Here is a 19,507-nt window from a genome sequence, read left to right as displayed (position 1 = left end):
TCGGGTTGATGCCCGCTACGACCACGACAAGATCCGGGGGCACTTCATCCCCAAGCAAGCGAACCGATCCTGGATGCAGGCTCCACTTCATCTTCGGCATGAACATGTCCCGGCCAGGCGCGTGGACACTCCGGCCTGCCACCGTTTCGCAGGGGTGGCCCAAGGCGGCGGCGGTGTCGGCATCGGTGCTACGCGGACGAAGAGCGGTGCCGGCGATACGGTCGGTCATTGTTTCTCAAGGGCGGCGGGTGGGCCGGAGCCACCGCCGCCGCGTATTCAGGCTGCGAGGTCGAGGACGACCCGGCCCTCGATCTGGCCTCGGCGCATCCGGTCGAACACCTGGTTGACCTCGGCGAGTGGGGCGGTGGCGATGGTCGCCTTCACCTTGCCGTCGGCGGCGAAGGCGAGCGATTCCTGCAGGTCCAATCGGGTGCCGACGATCGATCCGCGCACCGTGATGCCGTTCAGCACCAACCCGAAGATATTGAGCGGAAAGTCGCCCGGCGGCAGGCCGTTGAGCGCCACCGTTCCGCCGCGCGCCATCATGCCGATAGCCTGGGCGAACGCCTTTTCGCTGACCGCAGTGACGAGTGCACCCTGCGCGCCGCCGCCGGTCTCGCGCCTGATCGCCGCCGCGGGGTCCGCCTCGGTGCGCGCATTGACCGTGACCTTTGCGCCTAGCCGCCGGGCAAGTTCCAGCTTTGCATCGTCGACATCGACCGCCGCGACGTTCAGTCCCATGGCGACCGCATATTGCACTGCCATATGCCCCAGCCCGCCGATGCCGGAGATGATGACCGTATCGCCCGGCTTGGTATCGGTCATCTTCAGCCCCTTGTAGACCGTCACCCCGGCGCACAGCACCGGCGCGATCTCTGTGAAGCCGATATTGGCGGGCAGATGGCCGACGAAATTGGGGTCGGCGATGACATAATCGGCAAAGCCGCCATTGACCGAATAGCCAGTGTTGAGCTGGCTCTCGCACAGCGTCTCCCACCCGCCCAGACAGTGTACGCAATGGCCGCACGCAGTGTAGAGCCAGGGCACACCGACCCGGTCGCCCTCCTTGATGTGTTTCACGCCCTTGCCGACCGCCGAGACATAGCCGACGCCCTCATGCCCCGGAATGAAGGGCGGCTTCGGCTTTATCGGCCAGTCGCCCTCGGCGGCGTGCAGGTCGGTATGGCAGACGCCCGATGCCTGGATCGCAACCTGGATCAAGCCGTCGCCGACCTCTGGCACGGGGACTTCGTCGATGGTCAGGGGCGCGCCGAATTTGCGAACGACGGCTGCCTTCATGGTCTTGGCCATGGAAACGTTCCTCTCGGATGATGATGGAGCGGGGATGTGCGTGATCGACCGCCCCCGCTTTGACGGGGATCAAAAGAAGCCGAGCTTCTTGGCCGAGTAGCTGACCAGCAGGTTCTTGGTCTGCTGATAATGGTCGAGCATCATGCGATGCGTCTCGCGCCCGATGCCCGACCGCTTGTAGCCGCCGAACGCCGCATGGGCCGGATAGGCGTGGTAGCAGTTGGTCCACACGCGGCCCGCCTGGATCGCGCGGCCCATGCGATAGGCGCGGGTGCCGTCGCGCGTCCACACGCCAGCGCCCAGGCCGTACAGCGTGTCATTGGCGATGCTGACGGCCTCCTCGTCGGTACCGAAGGTCGCAACCGAGACGACGGGGCCGAAAATCTCTTCCTGAAACACGCGCATCTTGTTGTTGCCGCTAAGCACGGTTGGCTTGACGTAATAGCCTTCCAAGCCTTCGGGCCGATTACGCGTGCCGCCGGTCAGCACCCGGGCACCCTCGTCGCGGCCGATGTCGAGATAGCCTAGGATCTTGTCCATCTGCTCCTGCGAGGCCTGTGCGCCGACCATGGTCGCGGGGTCGAGCGGATCGCCCTGGATCATCGCTTCGACTCGGGCGACCGCCTTTTCCATGAAGCGGTCGTAGATGGACTCATGCACCAGCGCGCGGCTGGGGCAGGTGCAAACCTCGCCCTGGTTGAGCGCGAACATGGCGAACCCCTCGATCGCCTTGTCGAAATAGTCGTCATCCTCGGCCGCGACATCGGCGAAGAAGATATTGGGGCTCTTGCCGCCCAGCTCCAGCGTGACCGGGATCAGGTTTTCGGACGCATAGGACATGATGAGCTGGCCGGTCGTCGTCTCGCCGGTAAAGGCGATCTTGGCGATGCGCGGGTTCTGCGCCAGCGGCTTGCCCGCCTCGATGCCGTACCCGTTGACGATGTTCAGCACGCCCCCGGGCAGCAGGTCGGCGATCAGTTCGGCCAACACCATGATCGAGGCGGGGGTCTGTTCGGCGGGCTTCAGCACCACGCAATTGCCCGCCGCCAGCGCGGGTGCGAGTTTCCAGCAGGCCATCAGCAGGGGGAAGTTCCACGGGATGATCTGCCCCACCACGCCCAGCGGTTCATGGAAGTGATAGGCGACCGTATCGTGGTCGATTTCCGAAATGCCGCCTTCCTGCGCGCGGATGCACCCCGCGAAATAACGGAAATGATCGATCGCCAGCGGCAGGTCGGCGGCGGTCGTCTCGCGGATCGGCTTGCCGTTGTCCCAGGTTTCGGCGGTGGCGAGCAGGGACAGGTTCTCCTCCATCCGATCGGCGATGCGGTGGAGGATCAGCGCGCGCTCGGCGACGCTGGTGCGGGCCCAGCCGTCCTTGGCCTTGTGCGCGGCGTCGAGCGCCAGTTCGACATCGGCGATCTGGCTTCGCGCGACCTGGCAGATGACCTGGCCGTCAATGGGCGATCGGTTGTCGAACCAGCGTCCATCGACCGGATCGACCCAGCGACCGCCAATGAAATTGGCATAACGCTGTTTGAACGGCGCGGTACGCGGCTTGATGGCTTCCTGGATCGTCACGGGCTCTCTCCTTGATCTGTTATGGGCCAAGGCTCTGCCTTTGCGACGCGCCGGACAAGCCGATCCGCGACGAACGATATGGGATGGAGTGGACTTTCGGGGGCCGAGGCGTAGCATCTGTCGCAAGGCGCGACGCCAAAGCCGCGCCAGTGTCGCAATGTGCGACAGTTGGAGAAGGATGCGGCGATGGACGGCGCCGGGGTAGAACAGGGGCGACACGCCTATTTCGACGAGGGGCGATTGCCGATCGAACGCGTGCGCCAGCCTGTGCTGCGCTCCTGGCTGCGCTGCACCGACATGGGATTGGTGCAAGGCCGGCTGCGCGGTGACGGGCCGCTGACTGACAGCGAACTGAATGCCCTGCGCCAGCGTCGCGAAAGGTTGCGGCGCCTATGCCGGCCGGAGATGGAGATGCTGGCAGGCGAGGCGCGCGAGACGGGCAGCGTGGTGATCCTGGCCGATGCCGATGGCATGATCCTGGACAGCATCGGCGACACCGGCTTCCTGTCGCGCGCGGCCCAGGTGGCGCTCCGGCCCGGTGTGTCGTGGACCGAGGCGAGCACCGGCACCAACGCGATCGGCACCGCTATCGCCGAGCGTCGCCCGATCGCCGTCCACGGCCTCGAGCATTTCTTCGCCGAACATGCGGTGTTGAGCTGCGCGGCGACGCCGATCCTCGATCCACGTGGTGCGATCGTCGGCGCTCTCGACATTTCGGGACCATCTGCCAACGGCCACGGTCATGCGCTGGGGCTGATCCGGTTGGCAGTCGATCAGATCGAGCATCGGCTGTTCCGCGACCGGTTTGCCGATTGCCGCGTGCTGCGGATGCATGACGATGCAGCGATGCTGGGCACCGCGCGCGAGGGTATATTGGTCTTCCGCGACGAGCGGCTGGTCGCCGCCAACCGGCGCGGGCTTTCGCTGGTCGGGCGCAGCTGGGAGGCGCTGGACGATGCGGCGCTTGGCGAATTGGTGGACATGAGGGAGCAGGCGTCGCGGGGCCGATTGCGCCTGACCAGCGGGACGACCCTGATCGGCGGCTGGGATGCCGAGGGGTGGGGCGGCGGCGTCGAGCTGTCCGTGGCCGCGCGCCCGCTGGCCGACGAGCGGGCCCAAGCGATCGACGCGGCGCTGGCGGCGCACGACGGCAATGTCTCGGCGGCGGCGCGGCAACTGGGCGTCCATCGCAGCACCATTCATCGGCATCTCGCCCGGCAGTGCTGAACGCGGTGGGGCGGCGCTTTGATCATCGTCAATGCTGAGGGCGCGTCCCTTCGTCAGCAAGGAGGCGAAGGAGAAGACCCGCGATGGATCGCAACCGGCTTCAAGGCAGCGTCGTGCCGTTCGCGCGGCGCTGGCACGTCATTCAGGAAATCGATCTTATTCGCTTGGTGCAGGAGCATCGCCGGCGGCTGGCGTTATGCGAGCAGGCAGAGGCGATGGCAGACGCCTTGCCCGATCGCCCAGACGCTCCGACCATGACGCTGTTCCTGCAGGCGCTCGAAACGCTGGTGACGCAGGGCGAGCAGACCGACGGCGTCTATCTGGAGGCGATGCTGTCCAACGGGCGGGCCGATCCGCTCACCGACACACTTCTCGACCACGTCCGGCACCGGCACAGGACCGATGCGGCGGCCGCGCGCGAACTGGTCGCAACGTTTGCCGAGGCGGATGCCTGCGCCGCACCTGAGACGCTTGGCTATATGCTGCGCAGTTTTTTCGTCGGATGCCGTCGCGCGATCGATTTCGAGCAACTGGTCATCATCGCGCTGGCTGGGCACCGGCTGACCCCGGAGGCGCGCGGCCTGCTGGTCGATGCGCTGACGAAAAGTCTGGTGGCCTAGGCGGCTTCGGCGCGCGCCGCCAGCGCCTCACGGTCGCTGATCGTGATGGCGCGGCCACCGGGCAGGCCGATCACGCCGCTCTGCTTCATCCGGGTCAGTTGGCGGCTGACCGTCTCGATCGTCATGCCCAGGACATCGGCAATCTGGCCGCGCGTCAGCGGCAGATCGAACGTCACCGGCCCGTCGCGGCTGGCCCGGCATCCGCTGGCCCCGGCCCGCGCCGCCATGTCGAGCAGGAAGCCGGCCAGTTTTTCCCCGGCCGACTTGCGCGCCAGCACCAGCATCCGCCCGCGCGCTTCGTTCAGCGATTCGAAGATTCGCTGGAGCAACAGGCGCTCCATGCGCTGATGATGCTCCAGCACCCGTTCGAAGGCGGCGCGCGGAAAGACGCACAACTCCGCCTCGGTCAGCGCGGTCAGAGTGAAGCCGACATCTCCCGCATAGGGCTGTCCGAAGAAGTCGGCGGGGTAGAGCAGGCCGACCGTCTGCTCCCGACCATCGGCGGTCGCGGCGACCAGCTTCAGCACGCCCGTCAGCAGGTTGCCGCAGATCACCGCCTCGTCACCCGCCCAGGCGACGGTCTGGCCACGCGCGATCTGGCGGCGCTGCCCGATGGCGTTCAAGGCGAGCAGCTCCTGGTCGTCCAGGCTGCCACACAAGGCCCGGTCGCGCACCGCGCAATCGGCACAGATGTCCTTCGGGATCATGGCCCTGCCGTATAACGCGGCCATGATCCCCTGTCGTGGGAAGTATTGTCTATCTGTCAGTGCCGCGGCGACACGTCATCCTCTTGCGGCAGATGGAATTCATGCCAGATGCCGTTGAGGATGCCGAAGCCGATCGCGAGACCGAGGCCAAGGACCCAGGAGAAATACCACATCGGCCGTTCCTTTTTCGTCAGTAGAAGTCGGGGTTGGTGCGGACCGCCTCCGCCGTCACGCGCCCGAACATCACCCGGTAGGCCCAGGCGGTGTAGGCGAGCACGATGGGGAGGAAGACGAGCGTGACGAAGAGCATGATGCCCAGCGTCTTCTGCGTGGACGAGGCGTTCCACACCGTCAGGCTGCTATGCGCATCGATGCTGGACGGCAGGATGAACGGAAACATCGAACAACCCACCGTGGCGATGATCCCCGTCGTGGCGAGCGACGATCCGGCAAAGGCCAGCGCCTCACGTCCCGAACGGATGCCGACCAGCGCCAGCGCCGCTCCGGCGAAGCCGAGCCCGGGCAGCGCCATCATCAACGGATAGGTCGCGTAATTGTCGAGCCATGCGCCGCCCGCTTGCTCCGTCGTCATGCGCAACGGATTGGACGGGCCGAACGGATCGACCGTCCCGACGATCCGGTAGCCGATATCGCCCCATGCGACGAAGGCGAAGCCAACCGCGAACAACAGGATCGAGGCGATCGCCGCCACCGTCCCGAATGCCCTTGCCCGGCCATGGACTGGACCATGCTCGACCTTGATCGACAGCCATGCCGCACCGTGCAGTACCAGCATTGCCACCGACAACAGCCCGCAGACCAGCGTGAAGGGCGTGAACAGCCCGAGCAAAGTGCCGTCGTAAAAGGCACGCAGGTCGCCATCCAAGCGGAAGGGGGCACCCAGCAGCACATTGCCGACCGCGACCCCGAAGACGAGGGCTGGCACCAGTCCCCCCACGAACAACGCCCAGTCCCAGCGGGTGCGCCAGGCCGGATCGGGCTTTTTCGAGCGATATTTGAACCCCACCGGCCGCAGGATCAGCGCGGCCAGCACCAGGAACATCGCGAGGTAGAAGCCCGAAAAGCTGACCGCATAGACGAACGGCCAGGCGGCGAAGATCGCACCGCCGCCCAGGATGAACCAGACCTGGTTTCCCTCCCAGGTCGGCCCGATGGAGTTGATGACCATCCGCCGCTCGGCATCGTTGCGCGCGACAAAGGGCAGGAGGGCCGCGACACCCAGGTCGAAGCCGTCGGTCAGCGCGAAGCCGATCAGCAGCACACCCAGCAGCGCCCACCAGATCAGGCGCAACACCACATAATCGAACATGTCTTGGGCCCCTTCAGGCGGTGATGGGAATGGCGGCGGGGATCGGGCCGGGGGAGGGCTGGTCCTCCCGCTCTTCCGGGCCGTGCGCAATGGCGGCGAGGATCAACCGAACCTCGATTACTGCCAGTACGCCGTAGATCACGGTAAAGCCCGCCAGCGTGGTCCATAGCGCAGCCCGCGACAGAGAGCTGGTCGCCAGGAAGGTCGGCAGCACGCCCTCGATCGCCCAGGGTTGGCGACCCAGCTCTGCGACCACCCAGCCCAGTTCAATCGCGATCCACGGCAGCGGGATCGCTGCCACTGCGAGGCGGAGGAACCAGCGCGAATCCATGTGCATCCGGAGCGAACATAAGGTGAAGGCGGCGGCAAAAAGCGCGATCATTCCAAAGCCGATCGCGGCCATGATGCGGAAGCTCCAGAAGAGCAGGCCGACATCGGGCACCGTGTCCCAGGCGGCCGCCTCGATCTGCTGCGGCGTCGCCGCGCGCGGATCGGCCATCTGGCGCTTCAGCAGCAGCGCATAGCCCAGGTCGCGCTTGTGTGCCTCGAACCGGGCGCGCTGGCCCACGTCCTGCGGGTTCGCCTTCAAGTGCTGGACCGCGTCATAGGCGATCACGCCCGACGCGATTCGTTCCTGCGCCTTCAGCACCAGCTCGGACATGCCGGTGACAGTGCCATCCAGGCTGCGCGTCGCGATCAGGCCGAGTAGCCAGGGGATCTCGACCTTGTACCGCGTCTCGCGCGCGACGGTGTCGGGATAGCCGAACAGGGTCAGGCCAGAAGGTCCGGGCTCGGTGTGCCAGACCGCCTCGATCGCGGCGAGCTTCATCTTCTGGTTGTCGGTCAGCGCATAGCCGCTCTCGTCGCCCAACACGACGACCGACAGCGACGAGGCGAGGCCGAACGCCGCCGCGACCGTCATCGACCGGCGCGCGACGGGCAGGAAGTGGTCCTTCAGCAGCCAGAAGGCCGACACGCCCAGCACCACGACCGAGGCGCAGACATAGCCCGCGCTGACGGTGTGGACGAATTTGGCCTGGGCGACGGGATTGAACAGCACCGCGCCGAAATCCGCGACCTCCATGCGCATCGTATCGGGATTGAAGCTCGCGCCAACCGGGTTTTGCATCCAGCCATTGGCGATCAGGATCCACAGCGCCGACAAATTGGTGCCCAGCGCGACCATGAAGGTGACGATCAGATGGCCGAGCTTCGACAGGCGATCCCAGCCGAAGAACATCAGCCCGACGAACGTCGCCTCCAGGAAGAACGCCATCAGCCCCTCGATCGCCAGCGGCGCACCGAAGATGTCGCCAACGTAATGCGAGAAGTAGGACCAGTTGGTGCCGAACTGGAACTCCATGGTCAGGCCCGTGGCGACGCCCAGCACGAAGTTGATGCCGAAGATCTTGCCCCAGAAGCGCGTGGTCACGCGCCATTCGGGACGGTTGGTCATGACATAGACCGATTCCATGATGACCAGCATCATCGACAGGCCCAGCGTCAACGGCACGAACAGAAAGTGATACAAGGCGGTGGCCGCGAATTGCAGCCGCGACAGGTCGACGACCCCGGGGTCCATAGCATGTCTCCATAAAAGGAGCCGCGCCCCGGCTCCTTGTCGGCCGACTCGGTAGGTCCGCTCCGCTGTGCCGCCATTGACCGCGGTCAAAGACTATGGAGGCGGTTGGGGCGACCGTCCCCGCATGACGACGATCGCCCATGCTTCCCCGACGCGTAAGGCACGAAACTTCTGGCTAAAGGATGCGGCCGGGCGGTGCGACAGCGTGGCGGGCCTGCTGCTCCTCGATACGCTGGCGGCGATCGGTTTCGCGGCGGGTGTCGCGGGCGGCGTGGCGGCGGTGGAGGGGCAGGGAACGGTGTTGCCCTGGGCCATGCTGATGCTCGGCACGGGGGCGTTGCGTGGGGTGTTCGCATCGCTGGCCTTGCGGCGGGGCGCCGTGAGGGCGGGAGTGGTCAAGCGGACGCTGCGGCTTCGTGCCGTTGCCGCAACGCTGCGTCGGAAGCCCGGTGATCCGATCGACAGCGGCCTGCTCGCCAGCCAGGCCGTCGATGCGGTCGAGGCGCTGGACGGCTATGTCGCGCGCTTTCTGCCTGCACGCCGCGCCGCCGCCATCGCGCCAATGCTGGTCCTCGCCGCGACCGCCTGCGCCAGCTGGGTGGCGGCGGTCATTCTCGCGGCCACCCTGCTGCCGTTCGTGGCCGCGATGATATTGGCGGGTGGCGCCGCGGCGGACGAGTCGCGGCGGCAATTCATCGCGCTGCACCGCTTGTCGGCCCGCTTTGCCGACCGGGTCCGCAGCTTGCCGATCGTGCTGGCCTTTCGGGCCGAGACACGCGAGACCGAGGCAATCGGCGCAGGCGCGCAGGAACTGGCCGAGCGGACCATGCGCGTCCTGCGGGTGGCGTTCCTGTCCTCCGCCGCGCTGGAGTTTTTCGCGGCGCTGTCGGTTGCGCTGGTCGCGGTTTATTGCGGTTTCGCGCTGCTGGGCCTGCTGCCTTTCGCTGCGCCCGAAACGCTGACCCTCGGCCGGGCCTTTTTCGTGCTGGCGCTTGCACCCGAATACTATGCGCCGATGCGCCGCCTCGCCGCGGCTTATCACGACAAGCAGGCGGCGGAGACGGCCGCCGATACGCTGATGCCCCTGGCCCAGCCGGAGCCTTTGCTCTCGGCCCAGGTTACCGCTCCGCTGGTCCTGCGCAATGTCGCTATCAAGTACCCGGGCAGCGACGCGGCGGCCGTTTCGAACCTGTCGTTGCGGATCGAAGCGGGCGAAATGGTGGCGCTGCTCGGCCCTTCGGGCAGCGGCAAGACTAGCGTCCTGCACCTGCTGCTGGGCTTCGCGCCGCTATCGGCGGGCACGGTGGAGGCTTGCGGCATCCCGCTGGTCTCGCTGGCGGGACAGGCGAGCTGGGCCGGCCAGCATCCCCTGCTGATCGCGGGCACGATCCGCGACAATCTGATGCTCGCTCATCCCCATGCGGATGATCTGGCCATCCAGCGCGCGGTGACGGCGGCGGGTTTGGGGCCGATGCTCGCGGCCCGGCCGCGTGGCCTCGACGCACCGCTCGATGCGCGGGGCAGCGGGCTGTCGGGGGGTGAGCGCCGGCGGCTCGCGCTCGCCCGAGCGCTGCTTACCCCTGCGCCCTTCCTGCTGCTCGACGAGCCGACCGCGCATCTGGACGACGCCGCCGAAGCCGCGCTGATCGCCACTATCGCGCGGGCTGCGAAAGGGCGCACGACGTTGATCGCCACGCACAGCCCTGCTCTGGCCGCCATCGCGACCCGCGTCGTTCATCTGGAACACACCGCATGACACTGCACAGGCTGATCGCCGCCGAACGTCGGCGGGAACGCCGCCGTCTGCGACAGGCGGGTGTCTGTGCCGCGGCGATTGCGATCGCCTCGGTGCTGCTGCTGGCCTTGTCGGGCTGGTTCCTGACCGCCGCCGCGTTGGCGGGCGGGGCGGGGATCGTCGCCGCGCAGGCGTTCAACTATATGCTGCCCTCCGCCATGATCCGGTTGCTGGCGATCGCGCGAACCGGCGCGCGTTATGGCGAGCGGCTGGCGAGCCATGGCGCGGCCTTCGGCGCGCTCGCCCGGCTGCGGCCTGCGCTCTATCGCGCGGTTACTGCCGCGCCGCCCTTTATAGCACTGGCGCTCGGCCGCGGCGAGGCGACAGCGCGGCTGATCGGCGATGTCGATGCGGTGGAATGGCGCTTCGTCCGTCTGTCGGGACCCTGGGGTGTCGCGGCGGCGTTGGTGTCGGGCGCGGTGCTAACGTCACTCGGTGGATGGCTGTCCATGGTCGCTACGCTGGCATGTGTCGGGGGAGCCCTCGGTCTGGCCCATGCCTGGGCGGACCAATTGGAACAGCCCGGCCGTGCGGTGCAAGAGGCGACGGGCGCGCTCCGCGAGGAAGTGGCGGCGATGGGCGGCGCGGCGGCCGAACTCCGGTGTTTCGCACTCGAGGATTGGGCGACCACCCGGATCGCGGCGGTGAGCGACCGCCTGGCCGAGGCGCAGGCACAGCAAGCGGCGGTGGCGGCGCGGTTCGAGGCGCTCCATGCGATCAGCGTCGCGCTGGCGGCAACATCGGCGCTGGTCCTGTCGGCGGGTGCCGGCGCGCCGATCGCGGCATTGGCGGCGCTGGCGGCAGCGATGACGGCCGATGCGACGGCGCCGATCCTGCGCGCGATGACCGAACGTGGGCGGCTTCGCGAGGCGGAAGCGCGGCTGGAAACGCTGTTCGCGGCGGCGGAAGAGCGCCCGGCTGCCGATGGGGCGTGCGACGCGAACCTGATCATCGACGGCACTTCGTTCGCACCGGGCTGGCGGATCGCGCTGACCGGGCCATCGGGCTGCGGCAAGACGACGTTGGTCGAGGGATTGCTGGCTCTCCGTCCGTTTTCACCCGGCCGGGTCATCATCGGAGGGCGGGATGCCGCCTCTCTCGCGCCCGCAACCTTGCGCGCGACCTTCGCCTGGGCTCCGCAGGACGCGGCGTTGATGGCGGGTACGGTCCGCGACAATCTGCGGCTGGCCGATGATCATGCCGGCGAGGACCGCCTGTGGCAGGCGTTGCGTGACGCCGCACTCGACGACGTGGTGCGCGCCTTGCCCGCGGGACTCGACACGTGGCTGGGCGAGGACGGGGCGCGATTGTCGGGGGGCGAGCGGCGGCGGCTGTCCCTGGCGCGCGCCTATCTGGCGGATGCGCCCTGGCTGCTACTCGACGAACCCGGCGAGGGGCTGGATGCGGCGGTGGCGGCGCAGGTCGCGCGGCGAATGGACGCGCGATTGAAGCGAACCGGGCAGGGAATGATCCTGATCAGCCACCGCCCGGTGCTCTCGGCCCTGTGCGATCGGCAATGGGTGGCCGATGGCGGAACCTGCCGATCCGCCGCCTGAGCCGCGATTCAGGCCCAGGCGTGCGCGGTTAAGCAGGCGCACGCCACGCAGCCCGGATATTGCGATCAGCCCGTCCTGCTGGAACGCGTTCATGTGACGGCTCACCGTCTCGACCAGTAGACCCAGCGCCTCCGCCATGGCAGCTCGCAACAGCGGCAGGCGGAACGCTTCGTCCCCTGCCACCTCAACCAACGCGCCATGTCGAGCAGCGACCCGACGGCCCGTGCTCCGGCTCACGCGCCAGCATCGGCATCCAGCGTCGAACCTCGGCCATGGTCGCCATCGTCCGGCGCAGCAGCAATCGGCCAGCCGGGGATGGCGGGCCGGTAGCGCCTGCAGCGCCGCGCGCGGTTGAACGCACAGATCGGACTCGCTCAACGCTGCGCCGCATCAACGAACCGGGCGGAAAGAAGCGCGCGGACGAAATCGCCGGAGTAGAGCAGCCCGACGATCTGAACGCCGCTATCTGCCTCTATGCACGACACCTTGAGCACGCCCGAGACGAGATTGGCGCAACCGCTAGCCGGATCGCCGTTCCAGCCGGATGCCTGTTCGGTACCCAATCGGCTACGACGACCAATCCGGTGAAGCGCGGCCAATGCCGCTTACTCAAGCCAGCCGTACGACGCCATGCGGCGTGCCACACCGGCGGCGCATCGCGGCGGCAGATCAGACGGCATGGCTGAAGCGCCTATCGTCCTCGCTGCGCCAGGCGTCAAAGGCAGCGGCGATGCTACGCGCATAGGGCCGTGCGTCTGCCGCCAGGCGCAGGCGATGGCCCTCCCAGCCGAGCAGTCCGACCAGCTCGAAGCGGGAAAGCCGGCTTCGGATGGCGTCCCGCTCGGGCAGGCCTCCGGTATCCGCGACTCCTTGGCACAGTATCCCGGCAATCGCCGCGCCGCGCCGCCGGTCGAGCGGCGTCCGACGGATACCACGCGCGGTCGCGAACCGACCGGTGCTGATCGCTTGGTGCCAATCGCCCGCCTTTTTGGCGTTCTGAAGCAGGCGGTCGGGAAACGCACTGATTGCGCTGGCACCCAGGCCGATCAGGATGTCGGCGGGGTCATCGGTGAAGCCCTGGAAATTGCGGCGTAGCGCGCCGCTTGCCGTCGCCAGCGCCAGCGGATCGTCCGGTTTGGCAAAGTGATCGAACCCGACCGCTTGATACCCCGCCGCCGTCAGGCGCTCAACCGAGCGGGCGGGGATCGTCGATCAGCGAAGTGACGAACAACGCTGCCGCTACGAGTGCGATACCCGCACGATGGTCGCGCCGGACGTCGGCAGGGGCGGCGACCAGCCCGATCAGCCATTTCGTACCGAAGGCACCGGCGACCGTACCCGCCATGTCGCTGTCAGCCGATCGTACGCGGTGACCAGCGCCGCCGCAAAGACCGCTTTGACGAGAAAACTGTATCTCACGTGACGCTCCTTTTTGCGCGGGCGTCGCATTTAGACGCCGACAAAGGACCGCCCGCGCAGCCTTCACGTGTGTTTGAAGGAGCACTTGTGCGGAATGGGTGCAACGAAATTGGCCGAAAGCGGGCATTCAGAAGTGACGAGTTCAGAGCTGCATCATCTATCTGCGGACCGGCTCATTGACAATTATTTGTTATACCATCAGCCTCACTCGATGAGCAAAGCTCTTTCTCGTGCAATCATGATTGTGAGTGCGTTGGCTTTCGCTGCGCCCGCGATCGCTCGACCGCTCACGCCTTTCGCCCGCGTCGTCGTTGAGTGGCGCGCCATGATCGAGCCAAGCGCCGCCACGGGCGTTCCCGACTATTCTCCCGCTGGGCTAAGGATCTTAGAACAAAGGCTAACGACCACCCGGGCAAGGCTGGCGGCAATTGACCGTCGTAATTTGACGCCCACCGATCAGATCAACGGAGATTTGATCGAAGCCGAAATGAACGGTCTCGACTTCCAGCTGCGCGTGCTCCGCCCGTGGGCACGTGATCCAGGCTATTACGCTACCGTCTGGTCCGAACAGAGTGACGTACCGGCGCACGAGGGGCCGAACGCTCCGGTGATTGACTTGTGGCGATACGCGTATCCACTGTCCGCGCCCGACTCGACACGGCTGTCGAAGCAACTCGCGGCGATCCCCGCGCTTCTTGACGCGGCGCGCGTCAATCTCGCTGGCAGCCAGGCGCACGATCTGTTTGCGTATGGCGCGCGCGCTTTTCACGATCAGGCGGACGTACTAGCGCAGCTCGAAGCCGGGACACTCGAGCTGCGGTCGCTTGAAGGTCGCCGTCGCGCTGATCTGTCAGGGGAGGGCCAGCGTCTACGCCCGGTGATCCGCGCCGCGCGGGTGGCCACCGAGAGGTTCGCCGCCTGGATCGAGGCAGAAGCGCCGCGGCGCACTGGTCCGTCGGGGATCGGACGCGCCGATTACGACTGGGCCGCGCGCCACGTCTATCTCTCTCCCTATGACTGGGCAGCGCAAGAGATCTTGCTCAAGCGCGAATTGTCGCGTGCTTGGGCGGGGCTTGCGTTGGAGGAAGTGCGCAATCGGACGCTGCCGCCGCTGGCGATGCCGCAGAGCGCAAACGCGTTCAATCAGGCGTCACTGGCCAAAGCCGAACGCTTCACGCAATTCCTGATCGATCGTGGCATGGTACCCGATCGTCCCTGGTATCGCGCCGCCATACCGGCTCAACTGGTAAAATGGCGCCCTCCCACGGAGCGCGACTTCTTCGGCCATGTCGTCGCGCAGGACCCACTGCCGCTCTACAGCCATTTCTATCACTGGATGGAGCTGGCCCGGATGGCGCACGAACCGCATCCTGATCCGGTCCGTCAGGGACCGTTGCCCTTCAACATCTGGCAGGATCGCTCCGAAGGTTTCGCCACCGCGATGGAGGAACTGGCGATGCAGGCCGGGCTCTACGACGATCTTCCGCGCGGGCGCGAACTGGTGTGGATCATGCTCGCCAACCGGGCCGCGCGCGGCCTCGCCTCGCTCTACGTACAGGACAATCGCATGACGCTGGCGGAGGCGGGGCGTTTCCACGCGCGCTGGACGCCGCGCGGCTGGTCCGACCCCGATAGCCGCCTCGTCGGCTTCGAGCAGCTCCTTTACCTGCGGCAGCCGGGTTACGGTGCGAGCTACATCGTCGGCAAGATCCAGCTCGACGACCTGCTTGCCCGCCAGTCCGAACGCGCCAGCCGCGCCGGCCGCCCGTTCGACGCCGCCGCCACGCTCGCCGCCCTTGCGCAACCGGGCATCATGCCGTTGTCGCTGGTCGAACGCGCGTTGGATGCCGAGGAACACGCCAACTAAGATTCGGGAAAGGCGGCCCGTAAAAGAGGTGCGCCCCCGATAACCGCAGCAGGAACAGGGAAAACGAACGACGAAGGGGACAGTCGACATGATCAGGAAAAGCCACAACGTGCGGCGGCACGCCATTATCGGCGTCGCGTGGTGCGCCATGCTGGCCGCGCTTCCGGCTGGTGCACAGACCGCCGCGGATCCGGCCAATGATCCGGGCGAGGGCGAGACGGTCGTCGTCACCGGTTCGCGCATCCGCCAGAACCCGCTCGCGCAAGCTGCGCCGATCACGTCGATCGAAGGCGCCGATATCGCGCGGACCGGGCTGTCGTCGATTGCCGATGTGTTGCAACGCCTGCCCGGCGCGGCGGGTGGCCTCAATTCGCGCTTCAATCGCTCGGGCAACAACGGAAACCCGCCCGATGGCGGTGGCGTGGGGGCTGGATCGTCGGAGATCGACCTGCGCTATCTCGGCAGCCGCCGGACGCTGGTGCTGGTCGATGGTTTGCGCTTCATCAATGGCAGCGCGGCCAGCGGCGTGCCCGGTGCGGTCGATCTCAATGCGATTCCCGACAGCATGATCGAGCGCGTCGAGGTGCTGCGCGACGGTGCATCGACCATCTACGGGTCCGATGCGATCGCCGGCGTCGTCAATATCATCACCAAGAAACGTCAGAACGGCTTCGTCACCTCGGTGCAGGGCGGCGCCTATCCGCAGGGTGACGGCGTCACGCAGAATTATCAGCTCAGCTGGGGCCATCGCGACGAGGAAGCGGGCATCTCGTTCGTGGCCGGCGCGAATTACATCAAGCAGGGTTCGGTGTTCGCGGGCGACCGCAGTCACTACGCCTTTCCAGATCCCGGCGCGACCGCCTGCACGACCAGTTGCAGCTCAGGCACCCCCAATGGCCGCTTCCTTATCAACAATCCGGTCACCGGCGCGGGGATGAACCTCACGCTGAAGTCGAACCCGCTGACCCGCCCACGCTTCGATCCCGCCGATCCGACGGGCGCGAGTAGCGATTTCAAGGCGTTCACGGTCGCCGATCGTTTCAACTTCCGCCCCTATAATTATCTGCTCACCCCGCAGGAACGGTTCGGCGCCTTCGTTAACTTCCAAGGCGATCTCGGAGAGAACGTCCGGCTGACGACGCGGATGATCTACAATCGTCGCACGTCGGACAATCAGGCGGCCCCGCTGCCGCTGTTCGTCGGCCCCGACGCGGGCAACGGCAATCTGCTCGACACGATTTCGATCGATGCCACCAACCCGTACAATCCTTTTGGCGTGACACTGGCGACGGGTAATGCCGGATTGCCGCGCAATTACGACTTTATCGGACGGCGCTTTGTCGAGAATGGCCCGCGGCATTACAGCCAGAAGGTCGAGACAATGTACGTCGGATCGACCCTCGACGGGAAGGTCCAGGTCGGCAACGGGACATGGTATTGGGACGCCAACGTCATCTATGCGGCAAACACGGCCAAGCAGGTGGTGCAGGGCAACGTCAACGCCGCCAATCTTGCGCGCGCGCTCGGTCCGGTCGCCGACTGCACCGGGGCATGCGTGCCGTTCAACATCTTCGGCGGCGAAGGCTCGATCACGCAGGCGATGATCGATTACGTCACCTTCCGCCAGCGTGACCGTAGCGAGCAGTCGATGGTGGACGCCACCCTCAACGTCACCGGTACGCTCTTTGAACTGCCGGCGGGGCCGCTTGGGCTGGCGGCCGGTTACGAATATCGTCGCCAGTCCGGCTCGTTCACTCCCGATCCGATCGTTGCCGCAGGGCTCGGCTCCGACATTCCCGCGCAGGCGACGCAGGGTAGCTTCGACGTCAACGAAGTTTACGGCGAACTGAGCATCCCCGTGCTCAAGGATGTGCCGTTCTTCCAGTTACTCGAAGGATCGTTCGCGGCGCGCTATTCGGATTATTCGACCAGCGGCAGCCGCACGACGATGAAGGCGGGCGTAAGCTGGAAGCCGATCGACGACCTGCGGCTGCGCGGCACATGGGCCCAAGGTTTCCGCGCCCCTTCCATTGGCGAGCTGTTCGGCACCCCGTCGCGCTTCGACGGCGGCGTGATCGATCCGTGTTCCGCAGACGCCAGCGGCACGTCGGCAACGGTGCGGCAGAATTGCGCCGCACAGGGCGTTCCTGCCGGCTACGTGCAGACCAATCAGCAGTTGCCGATCCTCACCGGCGGTAATCGCGCGCTGAAGGCGGAAACCTCGGAAAGCTGGATCGTCGGCGGCGTTTACAGCCCGTCGTGGGCCAGCGGCGTCGGTCGCCTGTCGCTCGAAGTCGATTATTACACGATCAAGGTCGACAATGCGATCTCGTCGATCGGCGCCGACGTTCTGCTCGCGAATTGCACGCAGACCAATGACCCGATCGCGTGCGGTGCGATCACGCGTTCCACGTCGGGCGCGATCACGCAGATTCGCGGGCTGCTCCAGAACATCGCCTCGCTCAAGAGCGAAGGTCTGGACGCGATCCTGACCTGGCGCTCGCCATCGGTCGGGACGGGGACGTTTGGCTTGCTATGGTCGAACAACTTCCTATTCGAATATTCGACCACGCTGCCGACGGCGACAGGTAGCCAGACCGTAAAGCGTCAGGGGACGGAGCGTGGCGATCAGGCGTATCCGCGCTTCAAGAGCAATGCCACGATCGACTGGTCCAGTCCGTCGTTCATGGCGTCGATCACCGGCCGCTATATCGGGCGGGTGATCGAGCCGGCGTATGACGACAACGTCATGAGCCCGACGCTTTATGTCGACGCGCAGATTGGCTGGACGCCGAGTATGTGGGACGATCGCATGACGCTGACGCTGGGCGTTAACAATATCCTCGGCAAGCGGGCGCCTGACTGCCTCAGCTGTGGCGGGTTTGATCCGACCACTTACGATCTGCCCGATCAGTTCGGTTATGCGCGGATCGCGGTGAAGTTCTGACAATAACGAGCGGGTGATCGCAGGATCACCCGCTCACTGGCTATGTCTGATGATAGACGATTTGATGTCATCGGCACGAGGCGGAAATGCCGCTTCTTTACGGACGATCAGCCGATATCAGATCGCTGTTGCAGGTGAGATGTGACATCGTTCGGTGCGGGTCTTCGAAACCAACAAAAGCCCGCAATTAGCGGGCTTTAGTTGCGTTTGTTCCAGCTGCAGAAGCCTGTTAAGTATTAACCAGGTGGCGGACTGCGGCGAAATGCTGCGTAGCCGATGCCGATAGCGAAGCTGCCTTGCTGCCGCGATAATGTTCGCACTTCCCTGTCGATACCGTTCCGAATGCAGCATCGATTGTCTCGCCTGCTTTATGCCGCAAGCTAAAAGGCAAAAAACTGAATGGACGTCTGAAGTTGGGAAGCGGAAAGGGGGGGGCGTATGTCCGGGTTTGGGGCAATGCGGCAGGAGAGGACGGCGGCCGCTCCCGACCAAAGCTGCCAGTGAAACGTTCCGAGACGGGGGGAGCAATCTTGGCGACTCCGGGGAGTGGGCACGAGTTCGCGTCGCGTGTCCAAGGCGACGCGAAGCCAGCCGCGTGGAGGCTCGCCCTACTTTCGACCTGTCCGGCCGAGCGCCTCCCGGAGCTCGCCCTCGTCGGTGCCGCTAGCGCGAAGGATGTTGGCTCGGCCTCGCATCAGTTTGCGCACCTAAAGGCACCATCATCGGCTTTACCACCTCGCGCGGCGACACGGCGGCGAACGGCAAGGGTTGCAAACGTGCGCATCCGTGACTTCGCCGCCCGAACCGGGAGGTGCGAGGCGACGAAGCGGAAGGCCATCCTTGATGTGATGCTGTTCAAAAAAAGAGGCGTCCCATTAGAGATGGAACGCCTTGAGGCACATGCTGCCGCCAGTAGGGGAAGGCGACGGCTTCGAGGAACGGCTTAGAGGCGGGCCCGTGCGGTCAGTGCGAAGGTGCGTGCAAAATAGGTGATCTCCTGCGGGAAGGTGTAATAACCCCAGAAGTTACGATCTCCCTTGCGGGTCAGGTTCGTGGCCTCAGCGCCTACAGAGAAATGCTCGTTGATGTCGTAGTTGATCGAGGCGTCGAGCCGCTGGGTCGGATCGGTGAATAGGTTGCGGTAGCGGTTATTCGGATCCAAGCTGTCAACCCGCTTGCTGCGCCAATTATAGGCCACGCGTGCATTCAGCCCGGCATGCTCGTAGAACACAGCAGCGTTAAACGCATATTTCGACTGCCAGAATTGCTGGCTCTCGTACCAATTCGTTGTCTTGGTTGCCTCATCGAAGATCGGATACTGAACCTTCGAATCAAAAAGCGTAAAGTTACCGTTCACCCCGACATATTTGAAGAGCCACGGCAGTATCGGCAGGAATGTCGTCCCCTGCAATTCGATGCCGCGATATTTGCTGCGGCCGCCGTTGTACGGACGCGTGACACGCACTGGCACAGTGTATCCAGGCAGCGACTCGTACCGGAAATCGTTGAAGATTGTTCCTTCCTCGCGCCAGTCAAATAATGCGACTGACAGCGATCCAGTCTTT

General features: G+C 65.7%; 16 protein-coding genes and 1 pseudogene. 7 read left to right on the top strand and 10 right to left on the bottom strand.

Going from position 1 to position 19,507, the window contains the following annotated elements; all coding sequences use genetic code 11:
* Positions 1–276: 276 nt before the first annotated feature.
* A complete protein-coding gene (locus tag SPHPH_RS0109145) occupies positions 277–1,311 on the bottom strand; it encodes a zinc-dependent alcohol dehydrogenase (protein WP_028966430.1) in 1,035 nt (344 codons plus the stop codon).
* A 69-nt stretch (positions 1,312–1,380) separates the two neighbouring features.
* Positions 1,381–2,892: an aldehyde dehydrogenase gene (adh, locus tag SPHPH_RS0109140; protein WP_028966429.1), complete on the bottom strand. Its 1,512-nt coding sequence runs from the start codon at positions 2,890–2,892 to the stop codon at positions 1,381–1,383.
* A 186-nt stretch (positions 2,893–3,078) separates the two neighbouring features.
* Here adh and SPHPH_RS0109135 point away from each other — a divergent pair, with 186 nt between their 5' ends.
* Positions 3,079–4,119 (top strand): sigma-54-dependent Fis family transcriptional regulator, encoded by a 1,041-nt coding sequence (locus tag SPHPH_RS0109135; protein WP_028966428.1) that lies wholly within the window; start codon positions 3,079–3,081, stop codon positions 4,117–4,119.
* 83 nt (positions 4,120–4,202) lie between these two features.
* Positions 4,203–4,739 (top strand): hypothetical protein, encoded by a 537-nt coding sequence (locus SPHPH_RS0109130; protein WP_028966427.1) that lies wholly within the window; start codon positions 4,203–4,205, stop codon positions 4,737–4,739.
* Here SPHPH_RS0109130 and SPHPH_RS0109125 read toward each other — a convergent pair.
* From SPHPH_RS0109125 to SPHPH_RS0109110, 4 genes are read right to left on the bottom strand one after another with little or no spacing between them, the layout of a single operon-like run.
* On the bottom strand, positions 4,736–5,446 hold the full coding sequence (locus SPHPH_RS0109125) for a Crp/Fnr family transcriptional regulator (RefSeq protein WP_028966426.1): 711 nt from the start codon (positions 5,444–5,446) through the stop codon (positions 4,736–4,738). The genes SPHPH_RS0109130 and SPHPH_RS0109125 overlap by 4 nt on opposite strands.
* Before the next feature lie 56 nt (positions 5,447–5,502).
* A complete protein-coding gene (cydX, locus tag SPHPH_RS20785) occupies positions 5,503–5,619 on the bottom strand; it encodes a cytochrome bd-I oxidase subunit CydX (protein ID WP_028966425.1) in 117 nt (38 codons plus the stop codon).
* Positions 5,620–5,636: 17 nt separating this feature from the next.
* Positions 5,637–6,776: a cytochrome d ubiquinol oxidase subunit II gene (gene cydB / locus SPHPH_RS0109115; RefSeq protein WP_028966424.1), complete on the bottom strand. Its 1,140-nt coding sequence runs from the start codon at positions 6,774–6,776 to the stop codon at positions 5,637–5,639.
* Positions 6,777–6,789: 13 nt separating this feature from the next.
* Positions 6,790–8,358 carry a cytochrome ubiquinol oxidase subunit I gene (locus SPHPH_RS0109110; protein ID WP_028966423.1) on the bottom strand — a complete coding sequence of 523 codons (1,569 nt, stop codon included), beginning with the start codon at positions 8,356–8,358 and terminating at the stop codon, positions 6,790–6,792.
* 124 nt (positions 8,359–8,482) lie between these two features.
* Here SPHPH_RS0109110 and cydD point away from each other — a divergent pair, with 124 nt between their 5' ends.
* Positions 8,483–10,114: a thiol reductant ABC exporter subunit CydD gene (gene cydD / locus SPHPH_RS0109105; protein WP_028966422.1), complete on the top strand. Its 1,632-nt coding sequence runs from the start codon at positions 8,483–8,485 to the stop codon at positions 10,112–10,114.
* Positions 10,111–11,709, top strand: a complete 1,599-nt coding sequence (locus tag SPHPH_RS0109100) for an amino acid ABC transporter ATP-binding/permease protein (protein WP_028966421.1) — start codon at positions 10,111–10,113, stop codon at positions 11,707–11,709. Before cydD ends, SPHPH_RS0109100 begins: the two co-directional genes overlap by 4 nt.
* Positions 11,710–11,784: 75 nt before the next feature.
* Here the strand turns inward: SPHPH_RS0109100 and SPHPH_RS21555 are convergent.
* Both SPHPH_RS21555 and SPHPH_RS21550 read right to left on the bottom strand, forming a co-directional pair.
* A pseudogene (locus tag SPHPH_RS21555) lies at positions 11,785–11,847 on the bottom strand (hypothetical protein); the annotation flags it as partial.
* Between the two features lie 236 nt (positions 11,848–12,083).
* Complete coding sequence (locus SPHPH_RS21550; protein ID WP_238303010.1) at positions 12,084–12,308, bottom strand: cyclic nucleotide-binding domain-containing protein; 225 nt, start codon at positions 12,306–12,308, stop codon at positions 12,084–12,086.
* A 175-nt stretch (positions 12,309–12,483) separates the two neighbouring features.
* Between SPHPH_RS21550 and SPHPH_RS21120 the strand changes: the two genes are divergently transcribed.
* Complete coding sequence (locus SPHPH_RS21120; RefSeq protein WP_156025932.1) at positions 12,484–12,804, top strand: hypothetical protein; 321 nt, start codon at positions 12,484–12,486, stop codon at positions 12,802–12,804.
* Between the two features lie 91 nt (positions 12,805–12,895).
* Here the strand turns inward: SPHPH_RS21120 and SPHPH_RS21115 are convergent, their stop codons facing one another.
* Positions 12,896–13,054 (bottom strand): hypothetical protein, encoded by a 159-nt coding sequence (locus tag SPHPH_RS21115; protein ID WP_156025930.1) that lies wholly within the window; start codon positions 13,052–13,054, stop codon positions 12,896–12,898.
* A gap of 168 nt (positions 13,055–13,222) precedes the next feature.
* Here SPHPH_RS21115 and SPHPH_RS19325 point away from each other — a divergent pair, with 168 nt between their 5' ends.
* Both SPHPH_RS19325 and SPHPH_RS0109075 read left to right on the top strand, forming a co-directional pair.
* Entirely contained in the window at positions 13,223–14,995 is a 1,773-nt protein-coding gene (locus SPHPH_RS19325; protein ID WP_156025928.1) for a DUF885 domain-containing protein, read from the top strand.
* Between the two features lie 88 nt (positions 14,996–15,083).
* Positions 15,084–17,942, top strand: coding sequence for a TonB-dependent receptor domain-containing protein (locus SPHPH_RS0109075; RefSeq protein ID WP_037488338.1), 2,859 nt, complete (start codon positions 15,084–15,086; stop codon positions 17,940–17,942).
* 943 nt (positions 17,943–18,885) lie between these two features.
* Here SPHPH_RS0109075 and SPHPH_RS21410 read toward each other — a convergent pair.
* On the bottom strand, positions 18,886–19,494 hold the full coding sequence (locus tag SPHPH_RS21410) for a TonB-dependent receptor domain-containing protein (protein WP_238303295.1): 609 nt from the start codon (positions 19,492–19,494) through the stop codon (positions 18,886–18,888).
* Positions 19,495–19,507: the final 13 nt, after the last annotated feature.

The organism is Sphingomonas phyllosphaerae FA2 (assembly GCF_000427645.1).
GTDB lineage: Bacteria > Pseudomonadota > Alphaproteobacteria > Sphingomonadales > Sphingomonadaceae > Sphingomonas > Sphingomonas phyllosphaerae.
This window is presented reverse-complemented; position numbering and strand designations above follow the sequence as displayed.